This window comes from Nocardia sp. CA-136227 (assembly GCF_050955695.1).
Classification (GTDB): Bacteria; Actinomycetota; Actinomycetes; order Mycobacteriales; family Mycobacteriaceae; genus Nocardia.
The window spans coordinates 804049-822813 of the sequence record NZ_CP192081.1 but is presented as its reverse complement, the minus strand read 5'-3'; the positions used below and the strand labels follow the sequence as shown (position 1 = coordinate 822813).

The 18765-nt window shown below is 69.5% G+C and carries 15 protein-coding genes and 1 pseudogene; 11 read left to right on the top strand and 5 right to left on the bottom strand.

Features of this window, described 5'->3' with window-relative positions:
• Window positions 1-121: 121 nt before the first annotated feature.
• Together ACQP06_RS03865 and ACQP06_RS03860 are read left to right on the top strand one after the other, a co-directional pair.
• Complete coding sequence (locus ACQP06_RS03865) at window positions 122-1066, top strand: ATP-binding cassette domain-containing protein (protein WP_433670547.1); 945 nt, start codon at window positions 122-124, stop codon at window positions 1064-1066.
• A complete protein-coding gene (locus ACQP06_RS03860; RefSeq protein ID WP_433670545.1) occupies window positions 1063-1875 on the top strand; it encodes an ABC transporter permease in 813 nt (270 codons plus the stop codon). Before ACQP06_RS03865 ends, ACQP06_RS03860 begins: the two co-directional genes overlap by 4 nt.
• On the opposite strand, the gene ACQP06_RS03855 is transcribed toward ACQP06_RS03860, so the two are convergent.
• Window positions 1859-5020, bottom strand: coding sequence for a BTAD domain-containing putative transcriptional regulator (locus ACQP06_RS03855; RefSeq protein WP_433670543.1), 3162 nt, complete (start codon window positions 5018-5020; stop codon window positions 1859-1861). The two genes, ACQP06_RS03860 and ACQP06_RS03855, sit on opposite strands and share 17 nt — an antisense overlap.
• 148 nt (window positions 5021-5168) lie before the next feature.
• On the opposite strand from ACQP06_RS03855, the gene ACQP06_RS03850 reads away from it, so the two are divergent.
• The 3 genes from ACQP06_RS03850 to ACQP06_RS03840 all read left to right on the top strand — a co-directional run bounded on the left by ACQP06_RS03850 (window position 5169) and on the right by ACQP06_RS03840 (window position 8483).
• On the top strand, window positions 5169-5801 hold the full coding sequence (locus ACQP06_RS03850) for a DUF4097 family beta strand repeat-containing protein (protein ID WP_433670541.1): 633 nt from the start codon (window positions 5169-5171) through the stop codon (window positions 5799-5801).
• A 128-nt stretch (window positions 5802-5929) separates the two neighbouring features.
• Window positions 5930-7000 (top strand): FO synthase, encoded by a 1071-nt coding sequence (locus ACQP06_RS03845; RefSeq protein ID WP_433670539.1) that lies wholly within the window; start codon window positions 5930-5932, stop codon window positions 6998-7000.
• 4 nt (window positions 7001-7004) lie between these two features.
• Window positions 7005-8483, top strand: coding sequence for a flavin-containing monooxygenase (locus ACQP06_RS03840; RefSeq protein WP_433670538.1), 1479 nt, complete (start codon window positions 7005-7007; stop codon window positions 8481-8483).
• On the opposite strand, the gene ACQP06_RS03835 is transcribed toward ACQP06_RS03840, so the two are convergent.
• Window positions 8467-9702 carry a cation:proton antiporter domain-containing protein gene (locus ACQP06_RS03835; RefSeq protein WP_433670536.1) on the bottom strand — a complete coding sequence of 412 codons (1236 nt, stop codon included), beginning with the start codon at window positions 9700-9702 and terminating at the stop codon, window positions 8467-8469. The genes ACQP06_RS03840 and ACQP06_RS03835 overlap by 17 nt on opposite strands.
• A 79-nt stretch (window positions 9703-9781) precedes the next feature.
• Here ACQP06_RS03835 and ACQP06_RS03830 point away from each other — a divergent pair, with 79 nt between their 5' ends.
• The 5 genes and pseudogenes from ACQP06_RS03830 (at window position 9782) to ACQP06_RS03810 (ending at window position 13317) form a co-directional block, all read left to right on the top strand.
• Window positions 9782-10741 (top strand): LysR substrate-binding domain-containing protein, encoded by a 960-nt coding sequence (locus tag ACQP06_RS03830; RefSeq protein ID WP_433670534.1) that lies wholly within the window; start codon window positions 9782-9784, stop codon window positions 10739-10741.
• A 95-nt stretch (window positions 10742-10836) separates the two neighbouring features.
• Window positions 10837-11028 (top strand): annotated as a pseudogene (gene dmpI, locus ACQP06_RS03825) (4-oxalocrotonate tautomerase DmpI); the annotation flags it as partial.
• A gap of 160 nt (window positions 11029-11188) precedes the next feature.
• Window positions 11189-11845: a hypothetical protein gene (locus ACQP06_RS03820; protein WP_433670532.1), complete on the top strand. Its 657-nt coding sequence runs from the start codon at window positions 11189-11191 to the stop codon at window positions 11843-11845.
• A gap of 195 nt (window positions 11846-12040) precedes the next feature.
• Complete coding sequence (locus ACQP06_RS03815; protein ID WP_357089339.1) at window positions 12041-12217, top strand: hypothetical protein; 177 nt, start codon at window positions 12041-12043, stop codon at window positions 12215-12217.
• Between the two features lie 110 nt (window positions 12218-12327).
• Window positions 12328-13317, top strand: a complete 990-nt coding sequence (locus ACQP06_RS03810) for a cation diffusion facilitator family transporter (protein ID WP_433670529.1) — start codon at window positions 12328-12330, stop codon at window positions 13315-13317.
• Window positions 13318-13332: 15 nt separating this feature from the next.
• Here ACQP06_RS03810 and ACQP06_RS03805 read toward each other — a convergent pair whose 3' ends face one another.
• Window positions 13333-14175: a helix-turn-helix transcriptional regulator gene (locus ACQP06_RS03805; protein WP_433670527.1), complete on the bottom strand. Its 843-nt coding sequence runs from the start codon at window positions 14173-14175 to the stop codon at window positions 13333-13335.
• Window positions 14176-14266: 91 nt separating this feature from the next.
• Here ACQP06_RS03805 and ACQP06_RS03800 point away from each other — a divergent pair, with 91 nt between their 5' ends.
• The gene (locus ACQP06_RS03800; RefSeq protein WP_433670525.1) at window positions 14267-15028 is read left to right on the top strand and encodes an SDR family oxidoreductase; all 762 of its coding nucleotides are present in this window, start codon (window positions 14267-14269) and stop codon (window positions 15026-15028) included.
• A 72-nt stretch (window positions 15029-15100) separates the two neighbouring features.
• Here the strand turns inward: ACQP06_RS03800 and ACQP06_RS03795 are convergent, their stop codons facing one another.
• On the bottom strand, window positions 15101-16627 hold the full coding sequence (locus ACQP06_RS03795) for an AMP-binding protein (RefSeq protein ID WP_433670523.1): 1527 nt from the start codon (window positions 16625-16627) through the stop codon (window positions 15101-15103).
• A 252-nt stretch (window positions 16628-16879) separates the two neighbouring features.
• Entirely contained in the window at window positions 16880-18616 is a 1737-nt protein-coding gene (gene ctaD / locus ACQP06_RS03790) for an aa3-type cytochrome oxidase subunit I (RefSeq protein WP_433670521.1), read from the bottom strand.
• Window positions 18617-18765 lie beyond the last annotated feature (149 nt).

Genomic DNA, 18765 nt, shown 5'->3' with positions numbered 1-18765 from the left:
CGGTAGTCCGATCGGGTCTCCGTCGCCGGTAAACCCGGGTCCAATGCCGTGTCAGGAGTGTCAGGAGCCGTATCAGGTCGGCATCAGGCCGATATCAGGCGCCGGGTCGAAAGTTCTCCTCATGAACAGCACAGCAATCGCGGCCTCGGGGCTGCGGAAGGCATACGGGGACAAGACGATCCTCGACGGCATCGATCTGACCATCGCGACCGGCAGCATCTTCTCGCTGCTCGGACCGAACGGGGCGGGCAAGACGACCACGGTCAACGTGCTGACCACCCTGCTGCGGGCCGACGGGGGGACGGCCCGCGTCGCCGGATACGACATCGCCACCGAGACCCGCGCGGTGCGGGCGGCGATCGGGGTCACCGGTCAGTTCGCGGCGGTCGACGACCTGCTCACCGGCGAGGAGAACCTGCGGCTCATGGCGGACCTGCACCGCCTGCGCGGCAGCGAGAGCAAGCGGGTGGTCGCCGGTCTGCTCGAGCGGTTCGAGCTGACCGAATCGGCGCGCAAACCGGCCTCGACCTACTCCGGCGGCATGCGCCGCAAACTGGACCTGGCCATGACCCTGGTGACCAAGCCGGACATCGTCTTCCTCGACGAGCCGACCACCGGACTGGACCCGCGCAGCCGCCGCACCATGTGGGAGATCGTGCGCGAGTTGACCGCCGACGGCGTCACCATCTTCCTCACCACCCAGTACCTCGAGGAAGCCGACCAGCTGGCCGACCGGATCGCGGTGCTCGACGGCGGCCGCATCGTCGCCGAGGGCACGCCCGACGACCTCAAGCGCCGGGTGCCGGGCAGCTACCTGCAGCTCCGGTTCCGCGACAACGCGCAACTGGAAGCGGCCGCGCGGATCCTGCCCGACGGCACCGCCGACCACGAGGCCCTCACCCTCCAGGTGCCGGGCGACGGCGGGTCGAATGCCCTGCGCGCCTTGCTGAACCGGCTCGCCGACCACTCGGTCGAGGCCACCGACGTTTCCATCCACACCCCCGATCTCGACGACGTTTTCCTTGCCCTGACCGGGCACGCCACCACGGAGGCCGACGCAGCATGAGCACCATCGTTTCCACCGAATCCACCGCGACCGACCGCACCGGCGGCACCGGCGGCCTGACCGCCTCGCTCGGCGACTCCGCGATCATGTTGCGCCGCAACTTCAAACACATCGCCCGCAACCCCGTCGCCATCTTCAATGCCGCGCTGATGCCGGTGATGATGCTGCTGATCTTCGTCTACGTGTTCGGCAGCGCCTTCAATGTCGGCGAGGACTACATCAACTACGCGACACCCGGCATGATTCTGCTGGCCATCAGCTACGGACTCTCCGGCACCGCGGTGTCGGTCAGCTCGGACATGGCCAAGGGCATCATCAACCGGTTCAAGGTCATGGACGTCTCCCGCGGCGCGGTGCTGACCGGGCACGTGGTGGCGACCATGCTGACCAACCTGATCGCCATCGCCGCTGTGCTCGGCGTGGCCCTCGCCCTGGGCTTCCGGTCCCCGGCCTCGGCCACCGAATGGCTGGGCGCGATCGGCGTCATGGTGGCCACCTCGTTCGCGGCCTCCTGGCTGACCGTCGCGCTGGGCATGGCGGCCAAGACCCCGGAGTCGGCGGGCATGTCGGTGGTGCCGCTGATCATGCTGCCCTTCGTCAGCAGCGCGATCGTCCCGGCCGACCAGATGGGCCAGGGCGTGCGGCAGTTCGCCCAGTACCAGCCCTTCACCCCGATCATCGAGGCCCTGCGCGGCTTCCTGACCGGTCACCCGTCGGGCGGCTACACCGCCGCCGCGCTGGCCTGGTGCGCCGGGTTCGCCATCGTCGGATACCTGTGGTCGCGAGCCACTTTCAGCAAGCGAGCGTGACCCGGGCCAGCTCGTGCCAGTCCGCCCGCGCCCCCTCCCCCGCCGCCTCGGTGAAGCCGTCTTCACCGAGGCGGCTTCGTGTCGTCTGCTCGATGCGGGCCACATCCGGATGCGAGCGGTCGGCCAGGCCGCGCACCGCGTCACCGGCCGCCAGCAGCCGCACGGCCTGTTCGGCCTGGCCGTCGCGCAGGGCCAGATCGGCGATGCCGACGATGATCCGGGCCAGCAGGGGCGCGTGCCCGCCGGCGGTCGCCGCCTGAAAAGCCGCGGCGCGTTCGGTTCTGGCGGCGACGATGTCCTCGGCCAGATAGCCGCGCAGATCGTGGATCAGGGCGCTCATGAAGGGCTGGCCCACGTCCTCACCCAACATCGAGGTCGCGAACGCGATCTGGCGCACGGTCTCCGCGCCTTCGCCCTTCCAGCGGGCCAATTCCGCTCGGGCCAAAGCGAGTTCGGCCAGACCGCTCGGCCACGCCGCTTGATCCGCGTACCGCTGCGCCTCGGTCAGCGCTACCGCGCTCGCATCGAAATCGCCGAGCAACCAGTACAACTGGGCCTGCCGTGACCGCATCCGGACGGCGTCCTCGATCGCGCCGACCTCGGTGGCAGCGGCCACCGCCTGCTCGAAATACGCGCACGCGCGGCCGAATTCACCGCGCATGGCGATCCGGTCGGCCAGCTCGGTCAGCGCGAACGACATGCCCCAACGCTCACCGATGGCCCGGAACTCGGCCAGCGCCAACTCCAGCTGCTCGTCGGCCTGCTCCCCGTCCTGACCGAGCACGACCCGCAGCTTGCCGGTCTGCAATCGGGCCAGGGCCCGCACCCACGGGTCCGCGTCGTCGAGCAGCGCTTCGAAGGCGGGCAGGAACTCGTCGGGCCCCTTCAACATTCGTTCCAGGGCGGCGAGGAAGGCCAGGGCCGGATGGCTGGCCTGGATGCCCTGGCTGACCTCGCTCGCCTTGTGGATCCACTCCTCCACCTGACGCTGGTCGCCGGGGCCGGAGGTCACGAAGTGCACGACCAACCCGTACACGGTGGCCCGCGTCTCGGCGTCGACCGTCTCGCCGGGCAGAGCCGCGGCGGCGCTCACCAGTTCCAGGCCCTCGGCCTTGTGGCCGCTGAGCCACCAGTACCAGCCCGCGGCGGCGGCCAGGCCCAGCGCGCCGGGCGCGTCCTCGGCGGCGAGGGCGCCGCGCATGGCGGCGGCGATGTTGTCGTACTCGGCGTCCAGAACCGCCAGCCATTGCACCTGTTCGGCGCGGCGCAGATGCGGTTCCGCGGTCGCGGCCAGTGCCGTGAAGCAGGCGAGATGCGCGCGGCGCGCGGCGTCGGACTCCCCCGCTTCGACGAGACGATCGCGGGCGTACTGCTTGATGGTGTCGAGCATGCGGTAGCGCGGCTCGTCGTCACCGGCGGTGCGCAGCAAGGACTTCTCGGTCAGCGTGGTCAGCAGTTCGAGCACCTCCCACTGCTCGACCGTCACGTCCGCACCGAACTCGGCGGCCGCGCACACCTGTTCGGCCGCTTCGAGAGTCGCGCCGCCGGAGAACACGGCCAAGCGGCGCAAGACCTTTCGCTCGGCGTCGGTGAGCAGCTCCCAGCTCCAGTCGACCACCGCGCGCAGGGTGCGGTGCTGCGGGATCGCGGTGCGGCTGCCGCCGGTCAGCAGCCGGAAGCGGTCGTCGAGACGATCGGCCAGCTGCTCGAGGGACATGGTGCGCAGGCGCGCGGCGGCCAGTTCGATGGCCAGCGGGATCCCGTCCAGCGCCCGGCACACCCGGGCCATGGTCGCCAGGGTGCGGGCATCGGTCGCGAGATCCTTGCGGACCGCGCTCGCCCGATCACGCAACAGCTGGACGGCCGGGGAGGATTCGATCGCGGCGGCGTCCGCGTTCCCGGCGGGCAGGGCCAGCGGCTCGACCTGCCAGAGCGCCTCACCCGTGATGCCCAGGGGCTCACGGCTGGTCGCGAGGATGCGCAACCGCCGGCACTCGCCGAGCATGCGGTGCGCGAAGGCGGCCGCGGCCTCGATGACATGCTCGCAGTTGTCGAGGATCAGCAGCATGTCGCGGTCGCGGACGGCCGCGATGAGCCGGTCGACGGGTTCCGCGTTGGGCGCGCCGCCGAGCAGCGCGTCGCGCAGACCGAGCGCGGCCAGCGCTGATTGGGCGAGATCGCCGCCCACGCCCGCCGACGCCAGCTCCACCAGCCACGCGCCGTCCGGCAGCTCGGCGAGCATGGCCCGCCCGGTCTCGGTGGCCAGCCGGGTCTTACCGGAACCACCGGGACCGGTCAGCGTGGTGAGCCGATGCGCCGCAACGAGTTCCCGCACAGCGTCGAGGTCCGTCTGCTTGCCGACGAAGCTGGTCAGCTCGGCGCGCAGATTGGTGCGGCGGTCCTCCTCACGCTGTGCGCCCACCTCGCCGCGCAGCAGCGCGACATGCAGCGCGGACAGTTCCGGCGAAGGGTCCACGCCCAGCTCGTCGGCGAGAGCCTCGCGGGTGCGCTGGTAGACGGTCAACGCCTCCGCGCCCCGGCCCGCTGCTGCCAGCGCGCGCATCAGGGCACCGGCGAGGCGCTCCCGCACCGGGTTTCGATCCACCAGCTCGGTCAGCTCGGCGACCAGGCCCGCGCCGCGACCGAGCCGGACCTCGGTCTCGTAGAGATCCTCGGCGGCGGCCAGGCGCAGGCCGTCGAAGCGGGTGATCGCGGCGTCGACGGCCGCGTTCTCCTGCGCGGCGAGGTCCTGCAGGGGCGCGCCCCGCCACAGTTCCAGGGCCTCGCGCAGGGCCTGCGCCTGCTGGGCCTCCGCGCCGCCGCGGGCCGTCTCCAGCAGCTGTTCGAAGCGGACCGCGTCCACCGCGCGGGGCGTCACGGCCAACCGGTAGCCGCCGGGCTGCACGTCGATCACGCCGTCCGGCAGCACCTTTCGCAGCCGGGACACCAGCGCCTGCAAGGCGTTCGCCGCGTCGGCGGGCGGCTGTTCGCCCCAGATCCAGTCGACCAGCGTGGTTTTCGCGACCGCGCGGCCGGGTTCGAGGGCCAGCGCGATCAACAAGGCCCGCAACCGGACACCCGGCACGTCCAGGGATCCACCGTCCTCGGTTCGGATCTCGAGCGGTCCAAGCATCCTGATCTGCACCGGACCATTGTGCCGTCAACCCCCGACCGGGGCAGAACCTGTATCAGCGGCCGTGTCAGGGCAGCGTCAGCCCGCTGTCAGCGCGGGCGATCAGAGTTACTCCCATCAGCCCGGTACCACGCCGGAATCGCATCCAAAGGAGCACGTCATGACCGCCTTCGAGACCCTCTCCCCCATCACCGTCGCCGTCGCCGTGGCCGCCGGGAACGTCACCGTCACCGCCGCCGACCGCACCGAGACCGTCGTCGACGTCCGGCCCGCGAACCCCGCCAAGAAGGAGGACGTGCGCGCCGCGGAACAGGTCCAGGTCGACTTCACCGACGGCGTCCTCACCGTGAAGACCCCCACCGGCTGGCGCGCCCACAACCCGTTCACCACCGTCGGGACCATCGTGGTCACCATCGCCGTCCCCACGGGCTCCCGCCTCACCGGCACGGTCGGACTGGGCAACCTGTACGGCACCGGTGGCCTCGGCGACTGCGAACTCGAGGTGTCCGCCGGCGACATCACCGTCGAACGCCCCCAGGGCTCGGTGACCGCGAAGGTCGCCAAGGGCGACATCCACATCACCGAGGCCGCCCGCGGCGTCCTGCGCCTGGAGACCTCCATGGGCGACCTCACTGTCGGCATCAAGCCCGGCAGCGCCGCCCAGCTGGAGTCCAACACCAAGTCCGGCTCGGTCCAGAACCGCCTGGCCGCCGTCGACCAGCCGCAGGACCTCGTCCAGGTGTACGCCCACACCTCCTTCGGCAACGTCAGCATCGGCCAGTCCGCCGCCTGACCGTTCCGACCACGTTGACCGGCCCGGTCGCCGCCCCGCGGCGCCGGGCCGAACGCGTGTCCGTACGGAAGTCCCGGCCACCAGCGGGCGCGGTAGCGGTCCGAAAGGGCGGCGGTATCGTGGCGATCGTGGATGGTGGTATCGCCGAGGTCGGGTCGCCCGACGTGGGTCAGGTGCGGGAATGGCTGGCCGAGGCGGAGCGGAATCCCGCGGGCCTGCCGGACGCGGGATACCTCGCGCTGCTGGAGACCGACGGCCCCGAACTGGACCGGCTGGGGGAACTCGCGGACGCGGTGCGGAAGCAGAGCGTCGGCGACGCGGTTACCTATGTCGTGAATCGGAACCTGGACACGGCCGCGGTGTCGGGCTCGGCCGCGCGGGATCGGCTGGCCGCCCTCGTCGCCGAAGCGTACGAGCTCGGCGCTACCGAGATCTGCATGCAGGGCCCGCTGCCCGCCGACAGTGATGACGACTATCTGTCGCTGGTATCGGCCGTCACCGGCAGCGCACCTCTGCATCTGCACGCCTTCCGGCCCGAGGAGCTGCTCGACGGGGCAGCGCGGCTGGGAGTGCCATTGGACGAATTCCTGATGCGGGCCAAGGCTTCCGGGCTGGGATCGGTGCCCGGCACCGGTGCTCGGATTCTCGACGACGACGTTCGTGCCCGGCTCAAGGGCGGGCCGGATCTGCCGGTGAGCGAATGGGTTCGGGTGATCGAGGCCGCGCATCGCGCGGGGCTGACCTCGACCGCGACCATGGTGTACGGGCATATCGAGACGCCGGCGCAGCAGCTCGCGCACATGCGGCTGCTCGCCGAGATCCAGGACCGCACCGGCGGCTTCACCGAATTCATCGCCATGCCCATGGATCCCGTGACCGCGGCGGCCGGATACCGCACGCCCGAGGTGCCGGAACGCCTGCGGCGGCAGTCCCGGGCCGTGCACGCGGTCGCACGACTGCTGTTGCACGGGCGGATCGACAATATTCAGGCGGCCTGGCCGCGGCTGGGTGTGTCGGCGGCGGTCGAGCTGCTGAACTGCGGCGCCAACGATTTCGGCGGACTGCTGCTCGACGGACGGCTCGCGCCGGAATCGGGTCCCGAGGCGGGACTGACCCTCACCGTCGACGATGTCGAGCGGATCGCCGGCGAGCTGGGCCGCACCCTGCGGCAGCGCACCACCCAGTACGGCTGGATCTGACGCCATGGCTTCGAATTTCGCCGCGGCACCTGCCCCGCAAGAGGTCGACGTCCTGATCGTCGGCGCCGGGTTCGCCGGTATCGGCATGGGCATCCAGCTGGCCCGCCGGGGCCGGGAATCGTTCGTGATCATCGAACAGGCCGAGGATGTGGGCGGCACCTGGCGCGATAACCGCTATCCCGGTGTGGCCTGCGATATTCCGGCTCACCTGTACTCGTTCTCGTTCCTGCCGAACCCGCGCTGGTCGCGAGTGTTCGCCGAGGGCGCGGAGATTCACGACTACCTGCGCTCCTGCGTGAAGCAGGAAGCCCTCGAACCGTATCTGCGGCTGAATTGCGCACTGGAACAGGCGGAATGGCTCGAGGCCGAAGAGCGCTGGCGGGTCCGCACCTCACAGGGCGAGTTCTCGGCGGCGAATCTGGTCATCGCGACCGGGCGGCTGACCGAACCCAAGATCCCGCCGATCGCGAATCTCACCGAATTCCGGGGCCGCCGTTGGCATTCGGCGCGCTGGAATCCGAAGGTCTCCCTGGTCGGCAAGCGGGTCGGACTGGTGGGCACGGGCGCGTCCGCGGTGCAGATCCTGCCGCGGCTGGCGGGCGAGGCCAGTGAGGTCGTGGTCTTCCAGCGCTCCGCCCCCTACGTGCTGCCGCGCGGGGACCGCTTCTACACCCCCGACGAACTGGCCGGATTCGCCGCCGACCCGCGGTCCATCACCGCGCTGCGGGACGAGCTGTTCGCCGAGGCGGAGCTCAGCATCGCCGCGCGCCGCCGCCGGCACCCGGAGATCGATCTGCTCAGCCGCCGCGCCCTCGACCACCTGGCCGGGCAGGTCCGCGATCCGGAACTGCGGCGGCGGCTCACCCCGGATTACGAGATCGGCTGCAAGCGAATCCTGTTCTCCGACGAGTACTACGCGGCCCTGCAACAGGACAATGTGCGGCTGGAGTCGACCGAGCTGACCCACATCAGCGACGGGCGGGCCATCGCGGCCAGCGGCGCCTCCTACGACCCCGAGGTGCTGGTCTTCGCCACCGGCTTCAACGCCACCCGGCCCTCCATCGCCAAGCACATCCGCGGCCGCGGCGCACGGCTGCTGGCCGAGCGCTGGAGCAACGGCATGGTCGCGCACGCCTCCACGACCGTGGACGGCTTCCCGAACATGTACGTCCTGGACGGGCCGAACGCGGCGCTGGGCCACAACTCGGCCATCTACGTGATCGAAACCCAGATCGATTACGTGCTCAGCGCTTTCGACCACCTGGCCGCGGTGCCGGAAACCGTCCTCGAGGTCACGCCCGAGGCGGTCGAATCCTCCATGGCCGATATCGAGAACCGCGCCCGCGACACCGTCTGGACCCAGGGCCGGTGCACCAGTTGGTATCGCGACGAGCAGACCGGCCGGGTCACCCTGCTGTGGCCGGACTCGGCGGAATCGTTCCGGGCGTCCAACGGGGCCTTCGACATCAACGCCTATCGGTGACTCGGCCGCGGGGCTCGCGGGCCGCGACCCGGCGGCGGGCGTAGCCGAGAGCGGGCAGCGGCGCGCCGAGCCCGTGCAGGAAGACGCTGCCCAGCAAGGTGATCACCATGGCGGTCAGCGCCAGCTCCGCGTCGGACTCCTGCAGTTTGTTGAAGGCCAGCAGCCCGAACACGATCGAGGTGGTGCCGCGCGGGCCGAGCCAGGCGATGAGCAGATCCTCGACGCGGGTGAGCCGGGCGCCGGTCAGCGCCAGCATCACCGGAACCATCCGGACCACCGTGAGCACGGCCAGGCAGAACAGCAACAGCCGCCACGGCACCCCGCCCCACAGGGTGAACACCGCGACGACGCCGAACACGAACCACATCATGATGGTGAGCAGGAACCCGACATCGTCGATGAGTTCCAGTTCGCCCTGATGCCGCTCCTCGTCACGGACCCGCTGGAAGACCAGACCGCAGACGAACGCCGCCACGAAGCCGTTGCCGTCGATGCCCACCGACAGCGCGTAGGAACCCAGCGGGGCCGCGACCAGAATCACCCGCTTGGCCTGCGCGGTCATCAGTCCCGCGGCGTCGGCGCGATTGACCAGGAAGGCCAGCGCCGCACCGCAGGCCGCACCCACCAGGATCGCCTTCGCGGCGGCCGGGAAGGCGGTGCCGAGCGCGGTCACCGGCGAATGCTGCTGTGTGATGTCACCGGCCAGGATCAGCGCGAAAATAATGATCGGCGAGACGATTCCGTCGTTGTATCCGCTCTCGCTGTTGAGGATATTGCGCACCCGCACCGGAATCCGCTTGTCGCGCAGGATGGCCGCGGCGGGCGCGAAGTCGATGGGCACCACCACGCAGGCGACGACCAACATCACCGCCCAGTGGTAACCGGGCAGCAACCACATTCCCAACCCGACGGCGGCGGCCAGGGACAGCGGCAGCGCGATCAGCAGCAGCCGGAGCGTCGCCCCCGGATTGCGGCCGAGCAGGCCGCCGCGCACCTCCGTCGCGTCCACGAACAACAGCACGGCCAGCACGATTTCCGCGAAATGCAAGGCGACATCGGTGTTCAGCGTGCCCGCGATGCTGTCCCGCACGGTCAGGCCCACCACCAGACCGGTGCTGACCGCGACCATCGGCGGACTGATGCGCCAGCGGTCGAGCCGGGTGGCCAACAACGCCCAGACGATCAGTGCGACGGCGATCGCGGCCATGGTGGCAATCATTCAGCCATCTTGGCAGACGAAGCCGGGCAATTCGTGTGCGCGGCCGCTCGCCCGCCGATGGTTTCGTGGGCGGTGGCCGATGGTTTCATGGGCGGTGGACCGCGGCTGCGGGTCGAGCAGCCGTGCCGAGACCCCGTGGAGCCTGCCCGTGGAATTGCGCCAGTTGCGGTACTTCGTGACCGTCGCCGAGGAACTGCACTTCGGCCGAGCCGCCGAGCGCCTGCACATCGCGCAACCCGCCGTCAGCCAGCAGGTGCGGCGGCTGGAACGCGACCTGCGGGTGCAGCTGCTGGACCGCTCGCCGCGGAAGGTGCTGCTCACCGAGGCCGGACAGCGTTTCCTGCCCGCGGCCCGGGCCGTGCTGGCCGCCGCGGATCAGGCGCGGGCGTCGGTCGCGGATCTGGCGGGCGGCCGGGCGGAGGTCTTCCGGCTCGGGACGGTGACCGGGCTCGCCGAACGACTGGACGCGGTCCTGGACACCTTCGCCGAGCAGGCGCCCGGGGTGCGGGTGGAACTGGTGGCGCTGCCCGTGCGTGACCGGCTGGCACAGGTGGCCGACGGCAGCCTGGACGCGGCCTTCGTCCGCTCCCCCGCGCCCGGCGAGACCCCGGACCTGGACTTCCTACCCGCCTGGGACGATCCGCTGGTGGTGGCATTGTCCGCCAAACACGCACTGGCGAACCAGGATTCGGTGCGACTGGCCGATCTGGCCGCAGTGCCGCTGCGGCTGACCGAGCGACGCAATCACCCGGCCCTGGTGGATCTGGTGCTGACCGCGTGCGCGCGAGCCGGATTCGAACCGGTACCCGCGCCCTCGTCGACCACGCTGCAGGACACCCTCGCCGCCATCGGCGCGGGCTCGCCCATGTGGACGGTGGTGTACGCGTCCAATGCCCGGCAGGTGCACAACCCACGGGTCACGTTCCTGCCCATCGCCGATCCGGGGATGAGCCTGCCCATCGCGTTGGCCGTGCGGGCGGATGCGGCCTCGCTGAATCTGCGCCTGCTGGGCGCGCTGCTGGCGGGCGCGGGGCGATAAGGATCGCTTATCGCTGCGTGCACGAGCCGGCCATTGGTCGGCGTCGGGAGATCCGGTGAACTGTTCTCAGTCCCAATGGATTTCACGAAAGAGAGAACATCATGCCGATCGTCACCGTGCAGCAGGGTCCCCGCACCGTCGAGCTGAAGCGGGATCTGGTGCGCCGCATCACCGACGCGTTCGTGGACGCGTATCAGATTCCGGCCGAGGCCGTGCAGGTCTGGATCCACGAGACCCCCGCGGACAGCTGGGGCGCCGCCGGTCGCCTGACCGCGGACGGCAAGTAGCGGTGAACCGGCGGGTCGCTGGAATCGGACCCCGCGGTCCTAATCGACTGCGGCACACCTGAACCGACCCGCCGGTACCGCGAGATGTCGGACCCGTGACAACCTGGCATCGACTGCACATACTCGCAGGTAGACCCAATTTCAGTGATACAACGGCAGCATGACGGAGGTTGTCGGCCCCAAGCTCGTACCCACACCCGCGGGTCACTCGGTCGAATTCTGGGGCTATTGCATGTGGGGCCTGGCCGCGCTGGCCATTGCCGTATCGGAACTGGCATCGGTGTTCGGCCTGGCGAGTTGGCCCACCATCTCGAACACCGTCGGCCATCTCGAGACCCAGCATTCGATCGTGCGGGTGGTCGTGGTGACGGTGATCGTGCTGCTCGCCTATTACGCGGTCCCGCAACTGACCACCCCGCCCGAACCCGTCGTACAGCAGGTGGCGGGACGCACCATCACCGTGAACGGCCGTGTCACCAAGACGGATTCGGTGATCACGCTGCTGGGCGCGGGCTATCTCACGGCAGCCTTCGCGACCTACGCCTTCGGCGTGCTGTTCGCCGTCACCGACCGCGGCATGAACCCGCACTCCTACCTGGGCGCGTACGTGCTCTACGGACTGATCGCCCTGATGTGGGTCATCGTGCCCAGTGTGCTGGCCATGGTCTTCACCCGAGATGTCCCGTTCCCCACGCTGTTTCGCACCATCGGCTACCTGGAGCGACGCGCGCACCCGGTCGCCGCGCTCCTGCTCGCCGGACTCGTGGTGCTGCTGATCCACCTGGCCTTCTACCCCTGGCCGCGCGTGCAGAGCTGATCGTGGACGGCGTGAAAACCATTGTCAGCGAATTATTTACGCCCCCGTAGGAGTAGGAAGGCCGCATAGGCCGCGCCCGAGAGACCGATCACCGCGACGACACCGATGGTTGTCAGGATTGCGTCCACCCTCTCGATTTTATGGACCCGGCGGGTCACGCATGCCCGATCGCGGGAAAAGGCGTATGCAGGAGTTATGGGTCGCCATCCGCAGCGGACCCCCCTCTATGGGGCGTTGATGCTGGTCGGGGTCATGCTCACCGGACTCTGGGTCCGGGACTGGCCCTGGCTGTGGCTGCGGGCGCTGGGTTTCATCGCGTTGTTCGTGATCGCCTTCGCCGGGTTCCTCATGACCTTCCGCGATCTCTCATGACCAGGTCGGAGCACATTTCCGGCAATCCGGTCGAATCGAACGTATCCCAAACATTGCACACATAGCGATTTATGCATATGGTCTTGTTCGAGCGGCAACGGAGGAGGGTTATGAGCGACCACGGGCATTCACACGGACACGATCACGCCGGGCATTCGCACGGCGCGACCGCCGACAGCGACAAACGCTGGCTGGCCGGCGCGCTCGCCGTCATCGTCGTGTTCCTGCTCGGCGAGGTCGTCGTCGGCCTGGTCGCCCAATCGCTGGCCCTGCTCTCCGACGCCGCGCACATGCTCACCGACGCCGCCTCGATCGTGCTGGCGCTGTGGGCCATCCGCCTGGCGGCCCGGCCCGCCGCGGGCCGCATGACCTACGGCTGGAAACGCGCCGAGATCCTCTCCGCCCAGGCCAACGGCCTCACCCTGCTGGGGCTCGCGGGCTGGCTCACCTACGAGGCCATCCGCCGCCTCATCGACCCGCCCGACGTCACCGGCGGCCTGGTGCTGGTCACCGCGCTGGCGGGCATCGTGGTGAATGTGCTGGCCAGTTGGATGATCAGCAAGGCCAACCGCACCAGCCTCAATGTCGAGGGCGCGTACCAGCACATCCTCAACGACCTGTTCGCCTTCATCGCCACCGCGGTCGCCGGTCTGATCATCATGCTCACCGGCTTCGCCCGCGCCGACGGCATCGCCACCCTGATCGTGGTGGTGCTCATGGTGAAGGCCGGCGTGGGCCTGGTCCGCGCCTCCGGCCGCATCTTCCTGGAGGCCGCGCCCGCCTACCTCGACCCGGTCGAGATCGGCGCAGAGATGGCCGCGGTCGACTCCGTGATCGAGGTGCACGACCTGCACATCTGGGAGATCACCTCGGGCACCCCGTCCCTGTCGGCGCACATCCTGGTCGCCGAGGACGCGGACAGTCAGGCGGTGCGGGCCGCGGTCGCCCACATGCTGGCCGAGAAGCATCACATCGACCACAGCGTGCTGCAGGTCGACTACACCGACCACGCGGAATGCCCCGACGACGACCACGACCACGTCCCGCACTGCCAGGACGCGCACGGCCCGGTGCACCGCAAGACCATTGCGACGAACTGAGATCCGGCCCGCGGATCAGACGCCGACCGAACGCAGGCCCGCCAGCCGGGCCAGCGCCTCGGCGGTCGGCGACCCCGGCGCGGCGGTGTAGACCACCAGCAGCTGATCCGGATCGGCGGGCAGCGCCAAGGTCTCGTAGCCGAGTTCGAGGCGGCCCACCTCCGGATGCTGGATCAGCTTGGCGCCGCGCGTCTTCTCCTTGACCGGATGCGACTCCCACAGCCGCCGGAAGTCCGGGCTGCGCTCGGACAGCTCCGCGACCAGAGTGGCGAGGCGCGGGTCGTCGGGGTGCAGGCCCGCGTCGCGGCGCAGGAACGCGACCGTCTCACCGGCCACCGTCTCCCACTCCGGGTAATAGGTCGGCGCGGCGGGTTCCAGGAACAGGTAGCGGGCCTGATTGCGCTCCTCCGCCGGAACCCGGGAGAAGCCGGACACCGAGTCGCCCAGGGCATTCCAGGCCAGCACATCCATCCGCCTGCCCAGCACGAAAGCCGGTGCGGTGAGCGCGTCGAGCACCAGCCGGACACCCGGATGGACGGCGTCGCTGTACACGCCCGACGCCGTGGTGGGATGCGCGTCGACGGTGCCGCCCGGCCGGGCCAGCGCGTACAGGTGCAGCCGCTCCGGATCGGTGAGCCGCAGCGCCCGGGCCACCGCGTCCAGCACGGCGTCCGAAACATGTTTGCCGCGACCCTGTTCCAGCCGGATGTAGTAGTCGACGCTCACCCCGGCCAGCTGCGCCACCTCCTCGCGGCGCAGGCCCGGGACCCGGCGGCGGCCGTATTCACGCAGCCCGGCGTCGCCCGGCTGGATACGGGAGCGGCGGGAGCGCAGGAAGTCACCGAGGTCGTTCTGCATGGGATCCAGCGTACGAACCCATCCTGGTACCGGCAGACCCAGGAAAAGCGCAACCCTCGTTGCGCGCTGGAAACGCTCGCAGGATGAGGACATGACTTACGAGAACCTGTCCGGCCGCACCGCCGTCATCGTCGGAGCCGCCAGCGGCATGGGCGAGGCAACCGCCCTGCTGCTGGCCCGCAACGGGGCCCGCGTCGCCCTGCTGGCCCGCCGCGCCGACCGCCTGGAAACCCTGGCCGCCAAGATCGAGGCCGACGGCGGTACCGCGCTGGCCGTCACCGTCGACGTCACCGACTCGGCGAGCGTGACCGCCGCGGCCGCCGCCGTGCACGCCGCCTTCGGCCCCGCCGACCTGGTCGTGAACTCGGCGGGCGTGATGCTGCCCAACCCGATCACCGAGGGCCGCGAGGACGAGTGGACCCGCATGCTCGACACCAATGTCGCGGGCCGCCTGCGCGTCATCCGCGCCTTCCTGCCCGACCTGCTCGCCGCCGCCGACGCGGGCCGCCCCGCCGACCTGGTGAACATCTCCTCCATCGGCGCGCACGTCACCTTCCCCGCCTACTCGGTGTACGGGGCCACCCAGGCCGCCATCACCCAGCTCTCCGCCACCCTGCGCACCGAACTCGGCGCCCGCAAGGTCCGCGTCACCAATATCGAGCCCGGTCTCACCGACACCGAACTCGGCACCCACATCGACAATCCGGAGATCAGCGGCCAGCTCGACGGCATGTTCGGGCTCGTCGACGCCCTCGGCGCCGCCGATATCGCCGACCTGATCGCCTACACCACCAGCCGGCCGGCGCATGTGAATCTCCGCCAGGTCATCGTGCTCCCGACCCAGCAGGCGTGAACCCCCGACAGCAGCTGCCGCGCGGCGAAATCATCCACACGGCAGCACTTTCGAGCTCGTTCGGGACCGCCGTCAGCGCCAGACGGCCGCCGTGTTGAGGACGGTGGCGTCGCCGTAGCCGACCAGTTGGCCGATGGGGAGCATGCCGAGGCGACCGTGATGGTCGAGTTCGCCGTCGCCACGCCAGCAGCCGATCTCGCCGGTGCGGAACATGCGGTCGCCCGGATCCCCGAACGGGTCGGCGACCAGGCGCTCGCCGGTGGGGGCGGCGCGGCGGTGGTAGCCACGGGCCAATCCCGCACCGGCGACATAGATTTCACCGATCACACCGGGCGGGAGCGGGTTCAGCTTCTCGTCCAGGATGTAGCAGCGGGTGCCGACCACCGGGCCGCCGATCGAGACCGCCACGTGCGGCGCGACCGGGGTCAGGGGGCGGCTCACAGTGGCGTGCAGGCCGGTCTCGGCCCAGCCGTAGCCGCTCACGAACGACCGTCCGGCCGACCAGATTCCGGTCAGCTTGGCGGGGCAGGCCGCACCCGTGGTAGCCAGCAGCCGCAGGTCCGGGAGCGGTTCCGCGCCGGGCAGGGTGGCCAGGATGTACGGGGTCAGCACGGCGTGGGTGATCCGGGCGTCCCGCATGAGTTCGTACAGGTCCGCACCCGCGTACGGCCCGGCCGGAGCGAGCACCAGGGTGGCCCCGGAGGCCAAGGCCAGCAACAGTTCCCAGACGGCGGTGTCACGACCCGGGGTGGCGGCGGCCAGCACCCGGGCGTCGGGATCGGTGTCGCAGCGCTGCGCCTGGGTCACCACGAGATGGGCGAGCGCGGCGTGGGTCATGGTCGCGCCCCGCACCACACCGCTCGATTCCAGCGGGTAGACGAGGTAGGCGGGATTCCGCAGGTGCAGCGGGCGGACCCGCTCGGCATCGGTGATCGGGCCGGCGAGCGGCGCCGCCCACACCCCGGCCGGGCCGGGCGCGCTCTCACCGCTGGTCCGGCGCAGCGGCGCGTCGGCGCCCTCGGCCACCAGTTCCCGGGCCCGCGCGTCGAGCACCTCCAGCGCGTCCTCACCGTCCCCGTCCAAGGAGGTGATCGGGCCGATGCTCAGCCACGGACCGGTGCCCGACGCGGGGAGCGAGTCCCGCCGGTAATCGGCCGTAATCCCCGCGACCGCACCGGAATCCGCGAGGATCGGGGCGATCCGGGTGATCGGCGCGTCCGGGTCGACCGCGAGGAAGGCTGCCCCGGCATGGGCCACCGCGCACACCGCCACCACCCATTCCGGCGACCGCGGCAGCGCCACCGCCACCACGTCCTCGGGGCCGATGCCCGCACCGATCAGCTTGCGCGCCAATCTGTTCGCGTGCGCGTCCAGTTCGCGATAGCTGAGGGTCAGGCCCCCGCACACCACGGCCGGGGCCTCCGGATCGTAGGAGGCGGCCCGGGTCAGCAGACGGGGCAGGGTCAGCGCGACGGCCGTGCTGGTGTCGTTCCAGCGCCGTAGTTGCCGTTGCCAGTCGTAGGGCGAGTCGATGGACTCGGCGGTGCGACGGGCGAAAGCCGGTGCGGCATCGCAAACATCCGGAGAATCGGCGAGCATTGTCCCTCCCGAAGTCGAGACCTGCGGATTGCGCCGGAGCGCGGCGGTTTCGCGCTCCCGCTGCGGACAGTACAGCACCGAGGCAGCAAGTCCGCTGCTATTCCTTTCGTGCCGCAAATGGACGCACGATCAGGCGTTTTATGGACATCCGATCAGGCCGCTGCCGCGCCGGCGCCCGGAGCTGTGATCCAGCCCCGAACCGCGAACGCGGCGGCCGTCCGGAGACGACCGCCGCGTTCGACGTGCGGGAAGCTAGGTGGAGGCCTTCTCGGTCTCCTGCACCGTGTGCTGGCCCGAACCCCAGCCCACATGGGCCTCCGCGCGCATGCGCTCGACCATGTGCGGGTAGTGCAGCTCGAAAGCCGGTCGCTCCGAACGGATTCGGGGCAGCTCGTAGAAGTTGTGCCGGGGCGGCGGGCAGGACGTCGCCCATTCGAGCGAGTTGCCGTAGCCCCACGGGTCGTCCACCGTCACGACCTCGCCGTAGCGGTAGGACTTGAAGACGTTCCAGACGAACGGCACCATCGACGCGCCGAGAATGAACGAGCCGATGGTGGAGACGGTGTTCAGCGTGGTGAAACCGTCGCTCGGCAGGTAGTCGGCGTAGCGGCGCGGCATACCCATATTGCCCAGCCAGTGCTGCACCAGGAACGTCAGGTGGAAACCGATGAACGTGGTCCAGAAATGCCACTTGCCCAGGCGCTCGTCCAGCATGCGGCCCGACATCTTCGGGAACCAGAAGTAGATGCCCGCGAAGGTCGCGAAGGCGATGGTGCCGAAGAGCACGTAGTGGAAGTGCGCCACCACGAAATAGGTGTCGGAGACATGGAAGTCCAGCGGCGGGCTCGCCAGGATGACGCCCGACAGACCGCCGAAGAGGAACGTCACGATGAAGCCGAGCGACCACAGCATGGGTGTCTCGAACGTGAGCTGACCTCGCCACATGGTGCCGATCCAGTTGAAGAACTTCACACCGGTCGGAACCGCGATGAGGAAGGTCATGAACGAGAAGTACGGCAGCAGCACCGCACCCGTGGCGTACATGTGGTGCGCCCACACCGCGATCGAGAGCGCCGCGATGGCGATGGTCGCGTACACCAGGGTGGTGTAACCGAAGATCGGCTTGCGGCTGAAGACCGGGTAGATCTCCGACACGATGCCGAAGAACGGCAGCGCGATGATGTACACCTCGGGGTGGCCGAAGTACCAGAACAGATGCTGCCACAGCAGATTGCCGCCATTGGCCGGGTCGTAGATGTGGCCGTGCAGGTGCCGGTCGTAGAACAGGGCCAGCGCGGCCGAGGTCAGGATCGGGAAGGCCAGCAGGATCAGCAGACTCGTGATGGCGATGTTCCAGGTGAAGATCGGCATCCGGAACATGGTCATGCCGGGACAGCGCAGGCACACCACCGTGGTGATGAAGTTGACGCCACCCAGGATGGTGCCCAGACCGGAGACGGCGACACCCAGGATCCACAGGTCACCGCCCACGCCGGGCGCGTGCACGATGTCCGACAGCGGGGTGTAGGCGGTCCAGCCGAAGTCGGCCGCGCCGCCGGGGGTGAGGAAGCCCGCGGTCGCCATGCTGGCGCCAAACAGGTACAGCCAGTAGCTCAGCGCGTTCAGTCGTGGGAAGGCGACATCGGGCGCGCCGATCTGTAGCGGCACAATGATATTCGCGAAGGCGAACACCACGGCGGTGGCGTAGAACAGCAGCATGATGGTGCCGTGCATGGTGAACAGCTGGTTGAACTGTTCCGGGGACAGGAACTGCATGCCGGGCCGCGCCAGCTCACCGCGCATGAGCAGCGCCATCAGACCGCCGATCAGGAAGAACGAGATCGACGTGAACAAGTACATCTGACCGAGCATCTTGGGGTCGGTCGTGGTGACCAATTGATAGATGAACGATCCTTTGGAGCGCTTCCGGGGCGGGTAGGGCCGGACCGCCTCGAGGTCCTGTTCGGGCTTTGGAGATACCGCAGTCACCACATCCTCCTCGGGAGGGTTCCGTCCAGCTCTACCAATCGGGGCACATAGAACGGCGCACAGCGTACCGACAGCTATTAGATCTTCGCCGAAAACACTCCGGTCGGCACGGATAGCGGTCGAAATGCACGATACTGCAGGGCAACCGT